Below are 19,737 nucleotides of genomic sequence, written 5' to 3' on the forward strand. Positions count from 1 at the left end.
CATCGTGCACAATCCTGCGGGTGCGGATGGTTCCTGAGCCGATCTCCCCGTCGATGAAGAGTGCCGCCGAGGCCGAGATCTACAGACGTCTCAAACTTGTGGATGCTGGATGGAGCTTCGCTCTGCACAGCCTCAATCTCCCCGAGCACGGATGGAAGCGCGTCAGCGAGATCGACTTCGTGGTGGCGGGACGACGGGGTGTGTACGTAATCGAGGTCAAGGGCGGCTACGTCGGCTGCGCCAACGGTGTCTGGACCTACCGCGACCGCACCGGCACGGAGCGGCGGCGCAGGGAGAGCCCTTTCGCGCAGGCGACAGGCGCCATGTTCACCCTGCAGCGCCGTCTCGAGGACCGCCTCGGCCGCGAGACGATGCGTGATATCCCCATCGGGTTCGCCGTGGTCTGCCCGGACTGCCGGCTGCCCGAGCAGACCTCGGTCGAGTGGGACGAAGAGACCCTGATCGACCGTCGGCAGCTCGACCGCACCGACGGCCTGCAACGCAGCCTGGGCCGGATGGCGGACTACTGGCGGGCCAAGCCCGGAGGACGTCGGGCCCTGCTCGGGGAACCTCTCCTGCGGGAGGTACTGCAGGCCCTGCGGCCGGACTTCGACGCCGTTCCCACGCTGCGCCAGATCGTCACCGACGCGGAGGCCGACCTCGTCGCCCTGACCGCCAGCCAGTACCGCACGCTCGACTACGTGGGAGACAACCCGCGGCTACTGGTCGAGGGTGGCGCGGGCACGGGTAAGACGATGCTCGCAGCCGAGATGTCCCGCAGATCGGCTGCGAGCGGCAAACGGACCCTGTTCACCTGCCGCAGCCAGGTGGTCGCCGGGTTCGTGCGGCACCAACCCGGAATGCAGGACGTCCATGTCGTGCCCTTCGCCAACCTCGCGGCCGGCAGTGAGGGGACCTTCGATACCGTCGTCGTCGACGAGGCACAGGACCTGATCAACTTCGCCGACCTGTCGTACCTGGACAGCAGGCTTGCTGGCGGCCTCACCGACGGCAGCTGGTACATGCTGCTCGACAGCAACAACCAGCGTGGTCTCGTCGGTTCCTGCGACGACGAGGCACTGGAATATCTCAGATCCCTACGGCCCACGCAGGTGCGGCTGCAGGACAACTGCCGCAACACCCGGCAGATCGTCACGTCGACCCAGCAGATGACCGGAGCGGACACCGGTGTCTCATCGGCCGGGGAAGGGCCCGCGGTGGTGGTGGTCGAGGAGCCGGACCGCTCCCGTCGCGCCGCGGCAGCCGCCGCCGAGCTCGACCGGCTCCACGACAACGGGATCCCGAACACGGACATCATCCTGTTGTCACCGCTGCCCCTGGCGGATTCCCTGTTCGCCGACCTGCCGGCCCGCTGGCGACACCGCATCGACGTGCTGGATCTGCACACGCTGCGGAAACCTGGACGGGGCCGAATCGCCTTCGCCAGGGTCGAGGACTTCAAGGGACTGGAGAGCCGGTTCATCCTCCTGGCCGACATCGGCCCGGTCGATCCCCGTCGGATCAGCAACCTCTATGTAGGAATGACACGCGCGAGAGTGGGACTCTGGATGGCTGCCGGTGGGCAGGAGCAGGGGCAGGAGGACAACCGGTGACATCGTCGCCCGTTCAGAGTGGCTCCGAGGACCGGGCTTCGGTCCTGGACTACCTCCGCCGGCAGCTTGTCGGTCCCTGGTACGGCGAGGACGAGGTTCTCGCCGAGCGACCCGACCGCCGTTACCTGGCCGGCATTCTCTTTCCCGGTGAAGTACCCCTCGACACGCACGATGACGACATCGTGGACGACAATCCAGCCGTCGGATCGAACGACGAGGCCGAGAGCGACGAGGATCCCGTGGCGCTGGCCGGGCAACTGATGCCGAGCTCGGTAGGACTGAGCTTCGTCATCTCCAGGAGGTCGACCCTCCGGATCGAGGTGACAGCCGCCCGCTACCTGCGCGAGGACCGGCAGACGTGGCGACGTCAGCCGATGGCTGCAACCGGCAGCGCCGCCCTGTACGTCGAGCCGCCGGGGTCAAGGGGACGGCGGACCGAGCACCACCTGTTCGACGGGGACGCCTCCGTTGTGGTCGTCTGGCGGGAGTTCGGCGACGGCGTACTGGTCACGGTATCGCTCGTCAATGAACGGAAGCTGTCGGAGCAGGGGAAACTCGACCCCGCTGACTGTCTGCTGCAGGTGACGCTACGGTGCAGCCCGGTCGAGGGCGCCATAACCCCGTATCCGTCCACACTGCGACTCCATTCGGACCCTGAGGAGGAGGAACTCGCGCTCCTCTACCGCAAGGTTCCTGTGTTCGCCCTGGGCCACGGCGCCGCCGCCAGTTGGCAGGCGGAAGGTGACCTCGCCACGTCGGTGCAGACGACCTTCGTGCCCAGCCACGTCGTCCCCGATGTCGCGTTCGAACTGCCGGGTGACCAGGAGGTACTGAGTCTGAATCTCCTCACCAGGCTCGAACGGGATACGGAAGGAATCATCAGCAGGCTGTTCAACTTCGTGGACAGCTACGACAACTGGGCCCGGAGCAACCACACGCGACGGGATAAGCTCACGCAGCCCCTCGTTGCGGCGGCTGACCGGCTCCTCGAACGCGTCGATCGCGCCCGTGCACGGATGCGGGAGGGTGTGGAGCTGCTCCAGCTTGACCCCACCGCCCGGCGTGCCTTCGTCCTTGCGAACAGGGCCATGCTGATGCAGATGATCCGGAGCGCGCCCGAATTCGCCGGCACGGGTCGCGCCTGGAACGACCGCCTTCCCGCCGCGCCCGACTACAACGACCCGCAGCGCCGCTGGCGACCGTTCCAGCTGGCTTTCGTCCTTCTGTCCTTACCTTCGATCGTCGACCCACAGCACAACGACCGTGACCTCGTCGACCTGATCTGGTTTCCTACGGGCGGCGGAAAGACCGAGGCGTATCTCGGACTGGTCGCCTTCACCGTCTTCCACCGGCGCCTGACGGGCGGTGACGCCGGCGCCGGGACCACTGTCATCACCCGTTACACACTGCGACTACTGACGGCCCAGCAGTTCCAGAGGGCAGCCACCCTGATCTGTGCCTGTGAGCTGATCCGGCAGGAGCGCGTCGAAGAACTGGGGACCCGGCCGGTCTCTATCGGGATCTGGGTCGGCGGTAACAACAGTCCAAACAGTTTCGCCGACGCGGCCGACCTGCTGCAGACCGTGAGGAATCGCGAGCCGACGACCAAAAGCTTCCAGGTCGAACGCTGTCCCTGGTGCGGCACCCAGATCCTTCCGACCGGTGACGCCCCAGAGGACGCATGGGGAGTGCACGCCGACAACAACAGCTTCCGGATCAACTGCCCCAACGTCGACTGCGACTTCCACAGATCGCTGCCGGTCTCGTCCGTCGATGACGCGCTCTACGCGGATCCGCCGACGCTGCTCGTCGCCACCGTGGACAAGTTCGCCCGGTTCACCCGCGAACCGCGGGCGGGCGTGTTCATCGGCGCCGGCGCCGATCCCGGTCCGGCGCTGATAATCCAGGACGAGTTCCATCTCATCTCCGGGCCGCTCGGCACCATCGTCGGGCTCTACGAGGCTGCCTTCGACGTGGCGATGACCCGTCACGGTGCCCGCCCCAAGATCGTCGCCTCCACTGCCACCATCCGTCGCGCCGATGCCCAGTCCCGCGGCGTCTTCGGACGCCCCATCGCTCTGTTTCCGCCCTCCGGCCTCGACGCGGAGGACTCGTACTTCGTCCGATCGGACCATGGCCGACCCGGCCGGCTCTACGCCGGGGTCATGCCCCAGGGGCACACACCTCTGACCGCGATGGTCCACCTCTCGGCGGCGATGCTCAACGCTCCCATCGAACTACCGCTCGGACCGCAGTCCGCGGATGCCTACTGGACCCTTGTCGCCTATCACAACAGCCTCCGTGAACTCGGCAAGACGGTCACCCTGGCGCACGACGACATCCCCGCGCGGCTCGGCGTCATCGCACCTGCCGAGGACGACCGACGTGACCTCGACGACGCCGAGATCATGGAACTGACCAGCAACATTCCCCCGGCGGACATCCCGCGTCACCTTCAGCGGCTGTTCCTGGAGCGCGGACAGCCAGGTGCGGTGTCATTCGTGCCCAGCACGAACATGATCTCCGTCGGTGTCGACGTCCCGCGACTGGGCCTCATGCTGGTCGTCGGGCAGCCGAAGACGACCGCCGAGTACATCCAGGCCACGAGCCGGGTCGGGCGTCGCCACCCCGGCCTGGTGGTCACCCTCTACTCGCCGTCCAAACCCCGCGACCGCTCACACTACGAGTCGTTCATCCCGTACCACACCTCCCTCTACCGGGTGGTCGAACCCACCTCGGTGACACCGTTCTCGGTGCCGGCCCGCACCCGCGCGTTGCATGCGGGACTTGTGATCCTGGCCCGTCATGTGCACATCTGGCGTGACGACCGCTCTGCTGCCGCCTTCGACCCGGAGGATCCCGCCTGGCGGGCCCTGGTGGAGGAGTTCATCGCGCGCGCGGAGGCAGCGGATCCGGACGAGGCCGCCGACGTCGCCCGACACGTGGAACAGCTCGAGGAACACTGGGCCGGCCTCGTCGACCGGGCACATCCGCTGGGAGGGCTCAGATATACCGACGGCGGGCGTGAACGTATCCAGCTGTTGAGGCAGTTCGACAAGCCCGGGCCGGGATGGCCGACACTCGATTCCATGCGCAACGTCGACACGGACGCCCGGGTGCTGGTGCGGGGGGAGGGACAGTGACGGACCGTCGGCTGCGGCGCATGCAGGCCCTCTCGCCGTTCGGCGTCGGCGCCATCGTGGACATGTTGGGTGAATCCTTCGTCGCGGAGGACGTAACCCGTTGGAAGGGGCGGCGGATGACTCTGGCCGCCCCACGCATCGCGGCACACTTCGGCGTCGAGGAGCTACGCCTTCCCCCGGCGCCGCGTGACGGTAGATTGCCCTACTACCGCTTCCCGCAGTGGCTGTTCTGCGGCACGTGCCGCACGATGACGCAGTGGAGCGTCCGCCGGGAGCAGCCGGGGAGAATACCCCGCTGCCAGCACTGCAGTCGTAATCCCCAGCTGGTACCTATGAGGTTTGTGGCGGTGTGCGGCAACGGCCATCTCGACGACGTCCCCTGGGTGCGGTGGGCCCACTCCGGGGGCGGCCGGGGACGCGAGCAACGCCAGTGCGGACGCGCCGAGCTGCAGTTCGATCACCTGACGACCGTGGGCGGCGGACTGGAGTCACTCCGGGTCCGGTGCCGGACCTGCCGGGCCGACAGGAACCTCGCGGACCTCACGTCGCCCGGCGCCCTCGGACGCATCAGCATCCAGTGCCGCGGGCGGCAGCCCTGGCAGCGTGATACCGAGGCGGTGACCTGCGATCAGACACCCGTGGTCCTGCAGCGGGGTGCATCGAGCGTCTACTTCCCGGATACCGGATCCGCGATAGACCTCCCACCTGATTCCGACTGGGTCACCTGGGGCGGCACGGCTGCGCGGGTCGAACAGAACCAGTACTTCCTTCTACTCCACAAGGAACCCGAGAGCGGCATCCGTGAACACCTGATCCGCATGATCGCCGAGCAGGAAAACGTCAAGGAGCAACAGGTCATCGCCATCCTGAACGACCGACTCGGCGTCGCCGGCGCCCAGGCCGGCTCGGGCACCTCCGAGGAGCTGGCGGAGCGCGAGTGGCATGCGTTGACCAACCCCAGGGGCGGACACCACCCAGACGACCGCTTCATCACGCGGCGCACCCCGTTCCCGGCGTCGGAGGGGCACGGCCGGTTGGACCCCGTCGTCGATCAGATGAAGGCGGCCATCTCCGACATCGTTCTCGTCGACCGCCTGCGCGAGGTCAGGGTTCTGAAGGGCTTCCGCCGTCACACCATGGATGTCCGTATTCCGGCCGACCTCGGAACACGCAGTGCGTCCCTACCCGCCGTAGAGGTGTACGGCGAGGGCATCTTCATCGTCTTCGACGAGGAAAACCTCCGGCGGTGGGAACTGCAGACCCCGGTGGTGCGGAACGCGGCCACACTCCACAAGCGGTTCGCCGGCAGCATGCACGCCAGGTGGATCGAGAGCACACCCACACCGCGACTCATCCTTCTGCACACCATCGCCCACCTTCTGATGCGGCAACTGACGTTCGACGCGGGCTACCCCTCCTCGTCGCTGCGCGAACGCATCTACGCGAGCACTCCGGATGCCGACACACCGATGGCCGGAGTACTGATCTACACCGCTGCCGGCGATGCCGAAGGCACTCTCGGTGGGCTCGCCCGATCCGGCCAGGCCGAGCGGCTCGTCAGCACCCTCGCCGCCACCCTCGCCGCCGCCCGATGGTGCTCGCTGGATCCGGTGTGTCGGGAGTCGAAAGCCCAGGGCCCGGCCGGACTCTCGATGGCGGCCTGCCACGCCTGCGCGCTTGTCCCGGAGACCAGTTGCACCATGGGCAACGTGCTCCTGGACCGGACTCTCGTGATCGACGACGAATACGGGTTCATGCGTGACCCCCTCGCCGAGCTCATCGCCGTGCAGGCGGCCACGACGTGACTCTGCTACTGCCGCCGCTGCTGGACCTTAGTCCCGCTCAACGGGAGGTTCTCGCTCTGCCGTTCGAGGAGTCACACCTCGTCACCGGTGGTCCCGGGGCCGGCAAGACCATCACGGCGATCTACCGGGCAGCGGCCCTGCACCGATCGGGCAGACCGACCGTCATGCTTATGTACAGCAAGGTGCTGTCCGCCTACACGCGCGCCGCAGTGGCACAGATCGGAGCGGCTGATGTCGCGACGACCTACCACAAATGGCTCCACGCCTTCTGGCAGCAGCACTACCGCCGGAGCCCGCCGAAGCTCGATCGGTACGACATCGACTGGATGGCCTGCCTGACGAAAATTATCAGCGATCCGCCGGTCATGGAGCAACGACCGTACCTCGTCGTCGACGAGGGTCAGGACATGCCGGCCGACTTCTACCTCGCCCTCGGAGCTCTGGCCTCGTCCGTGACCGTGTTCGCCGACGAGAACCAACGCATCGGGCCCCGTCAGAGCACCCTCCGGGAGATCGCCGCCGCGGCAGGAACCAAGCCGCCTGTGGCGCTCCAACGCACCATGCGCAACAGCCGTCCTATCCGCGACCTCGCTGACCACTTCTGCCCCGGCGGCAGCAGCACGGACCTGCTGCCGGACGGTCCTGCACCTCGCCTGATAAGGGTGCCGCACAAGGCCGACGTGGCTGACCACCTCCTCCTACACGAGAAGCAGCACCCGAACGAGACCATCGGCGTGCTGTCCCACCGCAGCAGGGACCTGTTCTACTACCACCATCAGTTGAACCATCGAACCGTAAATCCTTTGCAGGGTTACGTCAGTGGACGCAGTGCCGGAACCCTGTCCGATCCCGCCTTCGAAGGTCCCGGGATAAAACTGATCACCTGGCAGAGCGTGAAGGGTCTCGAATTCGACTCGGTGGTGGTCCCGGAACTCCAGACCGTCCCCGGCGACGTCGGCAGTGACAGCATGCGGATGAACCTCTACGTACTCGTCACACGGGCGCGGCGTCACCTCACCTTCATGTATTCGGGAGTGGGTGAGCCGGCACTCGTGGACGCTTTACCGAAGCATCTGCTGGACCTGTCGCAATACAGGCCCTGAGTGCTGGTGGTCGTGACCTGACTGCATGGGCGGAGGCAGCCTCGACCCACCCTGTGATGGCTGCGCTCGTTCAGGGCAGGTCGGACCGGTGCTGCCGCCAGTGTTTCTCTATCCAGCCGATCTGCCCGCGATCCAACCTGATCGTGAGCGGCTGGCCCTGCAGAGGCGTGTAGGCCGGGTACCTGGCCAGTTCATCCCTCAGGCTGATGGTGAGGGTGCCCGGATCTACAGCAATGTCCCCCTGATCGAAGAGCCGGTGAATATCCCGTCTCAGGAGCAGCCCGCCATCGTCGTGGTGCTGGCCGACTGCTGCGTAGCTGTACAGGTGCGCCGCTTCCAGCGCCGCAACGGGGCCGGGACCGGTGAAAGCGCATACCGGTCCGAAGGACGCAAGTAGGCGTTGCCTGAACCCACGCTGACCCACACGGACGCGCACTCTCGCCGGTCTGTGGCCTTCCGGGCGTGACTGGACCCACCGGGTTGCGTCCTCGAGGAACGTTGCACCCCTTCCCCTGCCGGCACTGCGCAGTGCCTCGACAAAAGCGTCCCAGACGAGCGGACGCATGCTCAGCTGGGATTTCGGAGAGACACAGAGGCTGCGCAGAGTCCTTCCGTCCATGCAGCGGCCGAGGTCGAGCCAGTTGGCATCGTGGCGCGACCTGAAAGTCTCGACACGTTCCACGCGGGTGGTGGCAACGTCAAAGGTGTCCGAGCACGGGAAGCACCTGAACTGCGGTGATTGACGCTTGCGCCTCTTGATGTCCGCCCTGTTGCAGCGGGGGCACCGGTAAAGGATCTTCTCAGCGTGGCCGGTCTCGATCTCCTCGATCAGGGAGGCGCCGATGACCGCCTCCCTGTCCCACAGGACGATCCGGTCACCTACAGCCACAGTCCGGGCGTTCGGAACCGTGTCGTCCCAGCTGTAGTGGACGTCCGGGTCGTCGTCGTAGCCGTCGTTCCCGCCGTGCTGTCGATCCGTGCCGACAGCAAGCATCAGCCATGCTCTGGGCAGACCAGCATCCACCGCCACAGTCGCCTTCCTTTCCTGCGCGGGAGAGAACCTATCTGAGGGTTGCGACACGAGCCGGCCCGCCGAAGACGGTCGGAGCAATGATCGGAGTCGAGCAGCCGTAGTGATCATGAGTATGGATGAGATAGTCGGTGTCCCCACATGCTGAAGAAAATTGGGTGACACGAGTAAGGTCTCGCTGTGCAATCGCCAGCGCGCATTGGCGTTTAATAGTAGATGGTTTCCTTGGAGGGGGTTGCCGCCGCTCACTCATAGTTCGCTCTTTGCGCTTCGTGCGTTCTTGGGGCGTCCATGAGAAGTGACACGAGGTCTTCGAGGATAATGAGGTCGCAGTGACGTGCGCCAGAGTCAGGGTCTTGAAGAACGTGGGTTACTCCATGGTACTCGCGCTGAGATACGTTTTCCGGCAGTAGAAGAGAAGTGACTGCGAATCTCTCCCGCCACTGCTCGCCCATCTTCCATGCCACACACAGATCGATGTCCTTGAGATTCTTTTCCTGTGAATCTAGGTCGTTGAGTAGGCCATCGACAGAATACTTGTATTCTAATACCTTGGGCTGAGTAACCTTTCCTTGAAGTCCATCAAGCACCTGTGCGTCGATGCCCAGTGGATTGCTGTCCTCGTCGAATTCAAGTAATTCGCGATCGTGCTGAAAATTGATCCGGAAGAGGCTGTCGTACTTGAATCTCTCGTTCGTCGACATGATGGATAGGCCGCGCACCACCCCGCCGGAAATGATCTCATGAAACAGGGCGATTGCATCTTGTTCGCGCGTAGGGGTGGAGGTGATGCTAATCCGCCTCGTTGGGGCGAAGAAGTGTTCAGAAGAAAGAAGGAGGGGTGAGGTGGCTTCATGTTTGATCATTTCCTCCTTCCAGTCGTCAAGCTTGAGCTCCCGATCAAGATCGGGTGCGATGCCGGAGTCGCGCTTCATGCTGGAGCGTAGCCGCGTGATTGGCCCTTGGACAATTGCAACAGCGACATCGGTGGCGAAGTCGACAAGCGGCTTTGCGAAGCCTTTTCTGCCAAGGTCCGGGGTGTAGTTCTGGAAGTGGATGAGGAGGTGGACCTGATTTTGTCGACCGGTATACCTGGTTAACGGAACCTGAATTACATCGCCCTGCGGCATCCCGTTCGCAGCAAGCTGAATTCCTGCCCTCAGTACCTGCATGTTGCCTCGGACGCCCAGCTTCTCGTTGAACACCTTCCAGAGTTTGGTGGTGTAGCCATACTCCACCCGAATGGTCGGCTTGTGTGCTTCGACTATTTCTTGGTGCTCTGCAAATACGTCAGGGGCCAAAATTCTCTTGCAGTCGATTGGGTGATACTCCTCGAATATGAAGTCAAGCTGCCGATAGGCGTTCGGCAACGGCTTTAAGGGCCCATACTTTTCGAAGAACTCAGATGCCTTCTGCTCTACATCTCTGATGCGAGCGGACTTGCTCTTCCCCTCGTGCAGCCAGAGATAAGAAATGCCGTCAGTGGTTGAAGTCGAGGTTTCCCCGCCGGCGATGCAAACCACTTCGATCTTCTTGTCCGACGCCGGTTCTACGGAGCCGATCCCAGTCTTCACTCTCAGGATGGTAAGCCATGTTTCGGCGCTTCTGGCAGACAGCCAACTTAGTTTTCTCGGCTGCGTTTGCCCGTCGAAGCGAACCGTTACAGATGTGCCTCGATCCATCTCTCTGAATTTGTCATCAATGTCGGGATTTGGATCGGGTTCTACGAGCGGAGCATCGCTGCCCCCTGGCCCTTTCAGCCATGCGCGGCCGCCTAGGATTCGTCCGCAAGACTCATTTCCGAGCCCCCGGGTGTGCACTCGGAGATAATTGAAACCGTAGGCAAGGTATGTCGCTCCAACGCCTTTATGGCCACGCGACGTGGCTTCCTCTTTGAATGAGAAGTTCGGCGCTAGGAAGCGCTGAAACTCTTCATAGGTCATGCCGCATCCGTTGTCGGAGACAGTCAACTGGTTCTCGTCCAGGTCAACAATAACGCGCAGCTGTTGCGAGTATTTGCCGCTTGTTCCCGCCAACTCTTCGTCGCGTGCCCGTTTCTCCAGAGCGTCTAGCCCATTTTGGACCAGCTCGCAGAAAGGGTCGTACCATCCGACGTACGAGCTCAAAATGTTCTCGATCTCGCGCCTCAAGGCCCGCTGCGCTGCCAGGCTGTTTTCTAGCCGACCCTTTACCTGCAGCGGATCGAAGGCGGTGAAGGGCTGATTGACGGCCACAGTGTAGGTCACGACCGTAGGATAGTGGTTCCGTCGATGCGCATGCATCAGACGCTCGGAGACATGCGTTGACCGACACGCCGCATGGCGGGAAATGCCGCGTGGCACGCCGAGTCGACACGACGTGCAGAAATGCGTGACTTCCGCCCAGGTTCACGGTTGCTGAGGGGTCACGACGACACCGTGCCCTGACGCGTCAGCCAGAGCCTGCAAGACGGTCAGGATCTCGAGCTCGCAGCGACACCGGTGGGCCGGTGCTCAGCCTGCGACTGGGATTGGGAACCGGCGGGTGCTGCGTTCCCGGGCGGCCTGGAAGAGCCTGGAGCGTAGCCGGCCACGGGCGCCGTCGGGAAGCTGCTCGGTGAGGCCGAGTATCCACGGGGCCACTACCTGCTCCCGGGTTACCGCAGCCTCCAGCGCGTCGGCCACTAGGTACGGGTCGCGGCCTAGCAGGTGCTCGGCCAGCTTTCGGCGGTCGTCGGCGGGCAGCCTCTCGACCAGTGCCGTCACGGTGTAACGCCACTTGACCGCGAGCGTCTGCCGCCAGTGCACCGGCCCGGGATGCAGGGCGTGCAGCCTGTCGACGATGTCGAGCAGCACCTGCGCGGCCTGACGCTGGTCGACTAGGAGCAGGCGGTCGACCAAGCGGCCGAGCAGCGTCACACACGGAGTGAAATCGTGCAGGCCCTGCGTGGTCCGTACGTTGTAACCGGCGGCGAAGACGTAGTCGATGGCCTGCGTCGCGTGCTGCTGCCGCGCTGTCCGGTCTGCTGGCAGTGAAGCCGTCCGGGCAAGCAGCCCGACAAGGATCTGGCGGGCCTGGGCGGCACCGCCGTCAAGGCACCGGGACACCGCCGTGAGCAGGTCGGAGACGTCCTGCTCCGGCCAGGCGTCCTGCTCGATCGCCTCAATCGCCAGGCCCAACAGGGCTCTGCGCAGCCGGTCGGCCCGGGTAGCCAGCAGGTCGGCGAGCCGACCGGGCTCGGGCGGTGCGTCCAAGCCGTTGCGCACCAGCGTCCGCCACAGTACGTATCCCTGGGCGCTGGCGGCCGGTTCCCGCTGGGCCACCAGATCGTCGCGGAGCGCGCGCACGTCGGCGAGCACGTCCGGCTGGTCGGCCGACACGTCTGCCGGCAGTCGGTCCAAGGCGAAGACGAGCGACGCCGGGTTACGGGTTGTCCTTACCAGCCTGACCAGGTGGGTCAGCAGACGTGGCGCGTTCTCGACAAGATGCTGTAGGCGAGTGCCGAGATCACGCAGCTGCTTCGCGGAGACCACCGACGCCGCTGCCGGGGTGCCCGCCCAACTCAGTGCCGCCTCGGCTCCGCCGCCGCCGACCGACGCGGCGTCCACCAGGAGCGGGTGCAATGGCCCGAACCAGGCCTGCGGGTCGCCGTCGGCGTCGGGCAGGATCCGGGCGAGCACTGCGGCGTCGAGCCCGGCGTACCGGATCCCGGCGACGAAGAACTCGACCTCGGCGGCCCGCGCCGCCGCGGAGGCGAGGACGGCCCGGCTCGCGGCCCGCACCAGCCGGGTGGCCGGCGGCTCGGCGGCGCTCCGCCGGTGACCGCTCAGCAACTCGGCGAGCACCGTCGCCCGGTGGTTGGTCTCGGCCGGATTGCCGGTGTCGAGTAGCGCCGCCAGGAACGCGGTTGGCTCCGGCAGGTCGAGCGCGGCCCGGCCGACCACGCGCAGGCGGGCCCGGCGCCAGGTTTCCCCGCCGTCGCCGTCGCGCAATGCCTCGCGTAGCGCCTCCTGCGGGTCAACCGGCAGGTCACCGGCGGCGGCCACCAGATCGGCGTACGCCACCTGCAGCTGCACCGCCGACTCGTCGCCCGGTGTCGCGCGCAGCCCGGCGGCGATCACATGGCGATGCTCCTGGCCGGGCGTGCCACCGGCCGGGTCGTGGCGGGCCACGAAGGCGACGATGTCGGCGAGCCCGCCCACGATCCCCTCGGCTGCGAGCGGTTGCCAGAAGCGCATTGCCTGCTCGGCGGCCCATCCGGGATCCACCACGGCGACGGCGGAGAGCAGGCGTAGGTGAGGACTGTCGTGGTCGCGCCACCGCTGCACCGGCCGGATCTTAGTGTCAAGCAGCCACTCGACGCAGTCGTGCTCGATCGCGAAACGCCGGGCGGCGACGGAATCGGCGGCCGCCAGCCGGATCAGCGCGTCGAGCACGACCAGGCGCACTGTGCTCCGTTCCCAGGCAACGGCTAGGTCAGCGGACCAGCGCTCTGCGTCGGGGTGGCTGACCGAGGGCAGCAGCCGTAGGAAGTCCTTGGTCACCCGGTCGTCGGCCGCGCGCAGCGCGCGGGCGGCGTTGGCCCGCAGCCCTGCCGACGGCTCCCGAAATCGGGCGTACGTGCGGAGGGCTAGCGCCGGCATTCCCGAGGTGTCGTCGGCGAGCCACGCGCCGAGCAGCCGCTCCGCCAACTCCTGCGCCACCAGCGGGGTACGCCCGGCGAGCAGCACCAGCTGGCTGGCGACCTCCCCGAAGAACAGGTCGTACGGCTCCTCGGCGACGAACCGTCCTAGCTGCGTTGCGGGCGTCTCGCCCCGCCGGGCGACGGCCCGGGCAGCGGTGTACTCGAACCAGGTCTGATGCCAGAACCAGAGCCACGGCGACTCGGGACGTCGGGTCACGAGCGCGCGGGCGACCAGCAGGGCCAACGCCTCGTCGACCGGGCGGACACCGTCCAGCCAAGCGGTGAGCTCACTACGCCGCAGCGCGATCCGACCGGCGCCGAGCATGGCGAGCGCGGTCTGCTCGACGTCGCGGCTCAGGTCGGGGCCGCCGTCGGGGGTGGCACGGTCCCGTCGGTCCGTCACCACCCGGCGCTGCCACATCAGGGTGTAGAGGCCGATGCTGTCGATGTCGCTGTCCGGGCGCTCGCCGTCGCCAGCGTACAGCTCGAACAGCATGCGCAACGTCAGCGGGTTCGCCACCACCTCGCGCAGCGGACGGCCCCGGACCTGGGCGTCCTGCACCACAGCGAGCACCTCGTCGCCGTCGTCCGGGTAGGCGGCCCAGGCGTACGACTCGATCGCCTCGCGGCGCTCCCGCTCGTTGAACGCGGCCAGGTACATCGGGCGGATCGGCACGCCGTAAGACTCGTCGCCGTCCTGGTCCAGGTGCAGCAGGGCCGCTTCGGCTGGCCGGCACGCGACCACCATCGGCACCCGGCACTCGACCGCGGTGCGCATCAGCCGCCGTACATCGACCCGGGTCTGCTCGCTGTGGGTGAGCAGGTCGATGGTGTCGACCAGCAGCACCGGGTCGCGGCGCTGCCGGACCGCCGCGCGCAGCGCGGTCCACAGCTCATCGACGGTGACCGCGCCCGCGTCCCGGTCGCCGCGGCTGCCGCGCAGCAGCGCCGTCGCCGGGATGAGCAGGGCCAGCCGGCCGGCCTGGCCGAGGCGTTGATGGAGGTGCCACAACACGGCGGTTTTGCCGTAGCCGGCCTCGCCGCGCAGCGCGGTCAGCGACCGCGGCCGGATCGACTCGGCGATCGTCTGCTCCACGTCGCGCCGTACGTAGACGTCGCTCAGCCGGAGCCGGTCGGCGATGACGTCGCAGTCCTCGGCGGCGGCCGAGCTGAGCGCCAGCACCCGGTCGAGCACCGCGCGATCGGCCGTTGTCAGGTCGACCTCGACGGCCCGGGTCGCCGTGAGTAGGGCGGTCAACGTCCGATCCGAGTAAAGCGGGAACCCGCTGTTACGGTCGGTGCATTGGCAGCGGACGACGTCGCGCAGCGCCATCAGTGCCTGCGGCACAGGTCGCTGCCGGCCCTTCTTCCAGGCGCTCAGGGCCTTCGCGCTTCGTCCGCCCGGAATCCCGTGCCGATCTAGCAGGGGAACCAGGTTCTCCATTAGGGACTTCTCGGTTCGCGGCCGCCAGTGCCCGATGAAGTGGTGCACAGCGTCGCCCACCGGGTCAAGGCCAGTCATCTCGCCTCGTCTCGTGCCGTCTCGTGCCGTCTCGTGGCGGAGATGCTATCGCCACCGCCCGGACGGGCGAGGACACCGGTTTCGGCGTCTCGCGCTTCGGCGAGACGGTCGGCGGCGGTCGCATAGTGCCCAGGTCGAACCGAGACGAGGAGGCCGAGATGGACACCGCAGGGCACCAAGACAGCGTTGGTCAGGTCCTAGCACGGGCGTACGCCGCCACTGACCTGAGCCGGTTGCGCGCGCTGGCCGAGCAGACGCGGCACCTGCCGTTGCCGCCGGCCGACCTCCGCGACGCCTTAGCGGAGTGCCTGACCGGCCTGGTGAATGACTTCCGCGGCGAGGAGGAGCACATCGTCGCGTACGTGCTGGCGGTGCTCGCCGAGCTCGCAGGGGAGGAGACATTCGACGTCGAGCTGTTCCGCCGGCACTACGGCGCCGGCCGTTCCATCCCGGGACGGTCGATGCCCACGCTCTTCGAGGCAACCGTGGAGTCCGTTCGGCGCCTACGCGACACGGGGCGGCTTGAGGAGGTCCTGGCTGGCAGCGGCACATCGGGCATCCTCTGCGGATCCACCAGCTACGGACCGTTCTACAACGTACGCTCGGCCTCCGACCTGGATGTCGTCATCGTGATCGAGACCGCTTCAGCCGCGGCTGCCGTAGCGGACCGGCTGCGCCACCTTGCGGGCGTCAATCCGGAGTCGGTCGCGCTGCTGCGGGCTCGGGCCGATCTGTTCCGCGACCGGTACGACGACGGCCGTACCACGCTAAGCCACAAAGTGCGGCTCTGGACCGGTCCCGATGACCCGATGCTTGCGGAGACAGGGCTCCCCGGTGACTACCAGCTTAGCCTGCACCTGGTCACCGACCGGGTGCTCGGCTACGCCCTCGTGGAATCGACGCCTGTGCTGGAACGCAGAACGGTCGGCGGAGTCCGTACGGTACGCGACTACCGGGACACTGCGACCACCCGGCCCGACCTGCCGTGCACCTTCGCCGGACGCGAGCATCCTGTCCTCGCGCGAGTCGAACCGGTCATTTTGGGCTGGCTCCGATCAACCACCGCCTGCCAGTTCGACGACGCGGACTGCTACTGCCCGGGTTTCCTGCAGACGCTCCTGCTGCCCTTGCTCGACGTACGTTGGGACGAGCGGAACTGCCGCCCCCGTCTGCGCGCCTTTGAGCGCAAGTTCCGGGACCGCTACATGCTCGAACGCGCCCGTTCACCACACGCCTTGCTTCGACCCAGTTTCACCCACCTCCGGCGGGCGGTCTTCGCCCCGCACGTCATCCGCGCCTTCGACGGGGATTGATGACAGCTCCTGGGCCGAGATGCTCGGTCTGCCCCCACCCCTCAGGAGACAAACGCGGAGGGCAGGCCGAGATCGGCCCGGGCCGTCTCGATGAATCGGCGCTCGGCCTCCCAGAGCGCGTCGAACCGGTCAGCTTGTAACGCCTCCACGCCGCTGTCCGCTCGCGCGGCCGCCAGGAGACGGGCCTGGCGGACCAACTCTGCCGAGACGCTCACCACCTCGGGCCGACCGGCCACCAGCCGGAGCGCGGTTTTGGTGCTCTCCAGCCGCTCCCTGTAGCGGCTACCCACGTCATCGAAGAACGGCATCAGGTCACCAGGATCGCGAGGGCGCGGCACCACGGTGATGCGGGCCGCCGGATTGAGGATGAAGGCCACGTATTCCCGGACCGCTCCGATGAAGTCGGTGTACGCGTTCAGCCGGATGTCCCGCCACTGTCTTTCCTGATCGCGCCGCCACAACCGGTCCTGAGTCCTGACGGTGAGCCACCCGCCGATCAAGACTGCCAGCAACGTCGTCGCCGCGGTGACACACGCCTGGATCAGGCTCACTGGCACCACCGATACTGTTGAGTCGACACTCAGCATACCGTCGGTTGTCGCGTACGCCGCTAATCGCATCCGCTGACTGCGGCTCACCGCCCGGTGCCACCATGACCGGCCACACGGACTCCACGAAAGATGTAGTGCGCTGACTTAGTTTTCAACTTGTTCGGCATGGCCTCGGGTCATTTGAAGTCTTCGTTCTCTTCGTGCCGTCCTTCGGGTTGGTGCTGGTGCCGGCCGTGACGATGTGGACGTAGTGGCAGGCTGCCATGTGGCGGTTGGGTAATCCGGGTGGTCGGCCGGGTTCTGGCCGGGAGGGTTTCGGTGCGCAGGCGGGGTTACCGGCTTTGTTGCACAGGCGTCGAAACCCTCGCCAGACGCGGGCCGGGGCGAGCCGCTCGGGCGGTGCTGGGCGTTCCCACGGTCGGCGCAGGTCGGCAACGGCGCCTCGGGCGAGGCGTAGCTGGGCCGGGAGATTTTATACAAGCGAGACAGCCCAGGTGCGGTACCGCCCTGGGCGCGACACGCACTCCCTGCGCAACGGCGACGTGGGCAGCCATTACGTCCGCCGCTCCGCCGGCGCGATCGGGTGGCGGGTCGCGTCACAGCGAGAATCAGCCGGCGCGCGCCCGGCTGCACTACTGGCGTCCCCAGGACGGCCCACGAGTTCGCCCGCGTCGCCCTAAACGATGACTAGCGTCCCGGACTATCGAGTGGTACGCCACGTCCCTGGCGGCTGGTTACTCTGGGTCAAGCTTCAGGAGTTCAGGCACGCTGATCTCGCTGTATGGCGACGGCCCTGTATCCCCCTGGCTGCCATCCTGACCGGACGCGACCTGCGCCGCCGGGCGCAGCGCCGACCTGGCCCAGGCCGCCTTCCACTCCGGTGTGCTGGTGCGGGGCAGGCCGCCGGCGATGCCCAGGTCCAGCCGAGCGGCCTGGTAGTAGCCCGCGCGGGCCGCGCCGAACTCGCGGACCGCGGCCTCCCACTCGACGCGACCGCTGACCAGGCCGCGGGCGAAGCACTCAAGGTGCCAGACGGACTGGTGCCATCGGCGGGCGGCGGCGATTGTCCGCGGGTTGCCGATCAGCAGCACCGCCTCGAAACGGGCCGCGCGATCCGCCTCCGCCTCCGTCAGAGCCGTGTCGGCGTCCGGAACGACCGATCGCAACGGGCCCTGACCGTAACCGTGCCGCATCGCCACAGCCAGTACGACCTGGTACATCTGGCGCACCGCGAACCCGTACTCGGCGTAGACCGACATCCGCTGCGGATCCCAGCGGACGGCCACGTCACGCCGCCAACGGGCACGGTCGGCGACGGCGGAGAGCGTGAACGAAAGGAGCGCACCCACCGCGACCCCGATGAACGCCCCCGCCTGCCCCCACACGTGGCTCATCGGGGCGCCGACGGGGGCCAACTGTCCGACACCCAGTCCCCGGCCCCTGCGACGAGTTGTTCCAGCGAAATGTGGCGGTAGCCGTCCAGCCGGGGCGTTGCCGGCCCCGGGGGCACCGCCACCGTGCACCCCGAGATAGTGATCAGATGGATGTGGCCGTCGGCGAGCCACACCACTTGCAGGTGAACGGCGGGGAACGGCTCGTGCGGGTCCGGCACCGCACGTAGCCAGCCGTCCTCGCCAGTAGGCCCGGAAAGTTCGGCAATCACGTCGGCGAGCAGTTCGGCCGGGATCCACTCGCCGAGCCCTGGATGCTCGGGCCAGGCCGGGAACTCCAATTCGTTCATCGCGCACCGGCCTCCGGTCGTACGGCGAGGATCTGATCCACGCCCATCCGCCCCTCCTCGAATGCCTGTGCACCGCCGGCGAGATAGAGCCGCCAGATCCGGGCCCGCTGCGCGCCGATCAGGCCGACCGCCACCGGCCACTGCGCGTCGAGGCGTGTCAGCCAGGCACGAATGGTGCGGCCGTAGTGCCTTCGCATCGCCTCGACGCCGTAAATCTCCAGCCCGGCCCCGTTCAGCATCGACACGGTGGCCGCTAGCGGCCGCATGTGCATGTCGGGGGCGATGTACGCCTCGATGAACGCACCGCCGCCGGGCCGGGCGGCTCCCCGGGACATCTGTTGAACCAGCACCCGCCCGCCCGGGCGCACAAGGTCGTGGAGGCGGGCCGCGAAGGTCGGATACTCGTCGGCGCCGACGTGCTCGCCCATCTCCACGGTGGCGACGGCGTCGTAGCTGTCACCGGCCGGGTCGCGGTAGTCCTGGAGCCGTAGGTCGATCAGGTCGCCGAGGCCTTCGGCGGCGATCCGCCCGGCAACGAAGTCGTACTGCATGCGCGAAACGGTGATCGCGGTGATCCGGGCGCCGTAGTAGCGTGCCGCGTGGCACGTCAGTGACCCCCACCCGCAGCCGATGTCGAGCAGCCGGTGTCCGGGAAGCAGACCCAGCTTGCCGCAGATCAGATCGAGCTTGGCGCGCTGCGCCGCCGCGAGGTCCGTCGATCCGTCCTCCGGCCAGTAGGCACAGGAGTACGCCATCGACGGGTCGAGGATGAGCCGGTAGAACTCGTTGGACAGGTCGTAGTGGAAAGCGACGGCAGCCCGGTCGCGGCCACGGCTGTGCCGGCGGCCGGCCAGCACCGCCTCCGCCTCGGGCCGGGCCGGCGGGCGGCCGAGCATGCCGTGCCGTATCCCGAGGGCGGCGGCCCGAACGCCTACCCCGGTCCGGATGCGCCATGGTGCACGACGGGCTGCGACCACCTCGGCACGCGCGCGTCGCAACGCCTCCGCGAGATCACCATCGACATCGATCTCACCGGTAGCCCACGCCCGGGCCAGGCTCAACTCGCCGGGACGCCAGAACAGACGCCGCAACACCGCGCGGTCGGTCAGCACCAGCGCCGGTGCGTCCGCTGGGCCGGCCTCGCTGCCGTCCCAGGCCCGGAGCCGTATGGCCGGGGGCCGCCCGGTAACGGCGCGCGCCAGGTCCAGCATCCGGCCCGCCACGCCGGCGTCGGAATTCGGCCGCATCGTCAT

General features: G+C 67.1%; 12 protein-coding genes and 1 pseudogene. 5 read left to right on the forward strand and 8 right to left on the reverse strand.

Annotation, left to right across the window (positions count from 1 at the left end):
- Positions 1-26: 26 nt before the first annotated feature.
- The 4 genes from MicB006_RS27900 to MicB006_RS27915 are packed head-to-tail and all read left to right on the forward strand — an operon-like array spanning position 27 to position 7,664.
- Complete coding sequence (locus MicB006_RS27900) at positions 27-1,613, forward strand: nuclease-related domain-containing DEAD/DEAH box helicase (RefSeq protein ID WP_116510087.1); 1,587 nt, start codon at positions 27-29, stop codon at positions 1,611-1,613.
- The gene (locus MicB006_RS27905) at positions 1,610-4,756 is read left to right on the forward strand and encodes a helicase-related protein (RefSeq protein WP_116510088.1); all 3,147 of its coding nucleotides are present in this window, start codon (positions 1,610-1,612) and stop codon (positions 4,754-4,756) included. Before MicB006_RS27900 ends, MicB006_RS27905 begins: the two co-directional genes overlap by 4 nt.
- Positions 4,753-6,561, forward strand: coding sequence for a DUF1998 domain-containing protein (drmB, locus tag MicB006_RS27910; protein ID WP_116510089.1), 1,809 nt, complete (start codon positions 4,753-4,755; stop codon positions 6,559-6,561). Before MicB006_RS27905 ends, drmB begins: the two co-directional genes overlap by 4 nt.
- Positions 6,558-7,664 carry an AAA family ATPase gene (locus MicB006_RS27915; RefSeq protein ID WP_116510090.1) on the forward strand — a complete coding sequence of 369 codons (1,107 nt, stop codon included), beginning with the start codon at positions 6,558-6,560 and terminating at the stop codon, positions 7,662-7,664. The genes drmB and MicB006_RS27915 overlap by 4 nt, the downstream gene beginning before the upstream one ends.
- A gap of 70 nt (positions 7,665-7,734) precedes the next feature.
- On the opposite strand, the gene MicB006_RS27920 is transcribed toward MicB006_RS27915, so the two are convergent.
- The 3 genes from MicB006_RS27920 to MicB006_RS27930 form a co-directional block, all read right to left on the reverse strand.
- Positions 7,735-8,658 carry an HNH endonuclease signature motif containing protein gene (locus tag MicB006_RS27920; RefSeq protein WP_161565963.1) on the reverse strand — a complete coding sequence of 308 codons (924 nt, stop codon included), beginning with the start codon at positions 8,656-8,658 and terminating at the stop codon, positions 7,735-7,737.
- Between the two features lie 281 nt (positions 8,659-8,939).
- A complete protein-coding gene (locus MicB006_RS27925) occupies positions 8,940-10,940 on the reverse strand; it encodes an ATP-binding protein (RefSeq protein WP_161565964.1) in 2,001 nt (666 codons plus the stop codon).
- 246 nt (positions 10,941-11,186) lie between these two features.
- Positions 11,187-14,615 (reverse strand): ATP-binding protein, encoded by a 3,429-nt coding sequence (locus MicB006_RS27930; RefSeq protein WP_152037898.1) that lies wholly within the window; start codon positions 14,613-14,615, stop codon positions 11,187-11,189.
- 422 nt (positions 14,616-15,037) lie between these two features.
- On the opposite strand from MicB006_RS27930, the gene MicB006_RS27935 reads away from it, so the two are divergent.
- On the forward strand, positions 15,038-16,192 hold the full coding sequence (locus MicB006_RS27935; protein WP_152037899.1) for a hypothetical protein: 1,155 nt from the start codon (positions 15,038-15,040) through the stop codon (positions 16,190-16,192).
- 41 nt (positions 16,193-16,233) lie between these two features.
- Here the strand turns inward: MicB006_RS27935 and MicB006_RS27940 are convergent, their stop codons facing one another.
- The 5 genes and pseudogenes from MicB006_RS27940 to MicB006_RS27960 form a co-directional block, all read right to left on the reverse strand.
- On the reverse strand, positions 16,234-16,743 hold the full coding sequence (locus MicB006_RS27940) for a hypothetical protein (protein WP_116510096.1): 510 nt from the start codon (positions 16,741-16,743) through the stop codon (positions 16,234-16,236).
- 151 nt (positions 16,744-16,894) lie between these two features.
- Positions 16,895-17,203 (reverse strand): annotated as a pseudogene (locus tag MicB006_RS32690) (transposase); the annotation flags it as partial.
- A 274-nt stretch (positions 17,204-17,477) separates the two neighbouring features.
- A complete protein-coding gene (locus MicB006_RS27950) occupies positions 17,478-18,137 on the reverse strand; it encodes a hypothetical protein (protein ID WP_152037900.1) in 660 nt (219 codons plus the stop codon).
- Positions 18,134-18,484 (reverse strand): hypothetical protein, encoded by a 351-nt coding sequence (locus MicB006_RS27955; RefSeq protein ID WP_116510099.1) that lies wholly within the window; start codon positions 18,482-18,484, stop codon positions 18,134-18,136. Before MicB006_RS27955 ends, MicB006_RS27950 begins: the two co-directional genes overlap by 4 nt.
- A complete protein-coding gene (locus tag MicB006_RS27960) occupies positions 18,481-19,737 on the reverse strand; it encodes a cyclopropane-fatty-acyl-phospholipid synthase family protein (protein WP_116511896.1) in 1,257 nt (418 codons plus the stop codon). The genes MicB006_RS27955 and MicB006_RS27960 overlap by 4 nt, the downstream gene beginning before the upstream one ends.

The sequence above is a fragment of the Micromonospora sp. B006 genome, from assembly GCF_003408515.1.
Classification (GTDB): Bacteria; Actinomycetota; Actinomycetes; order Mycobacteriales; family Micromonosporaceae; genus Micromonospora; species Micromonospora echinospora_A.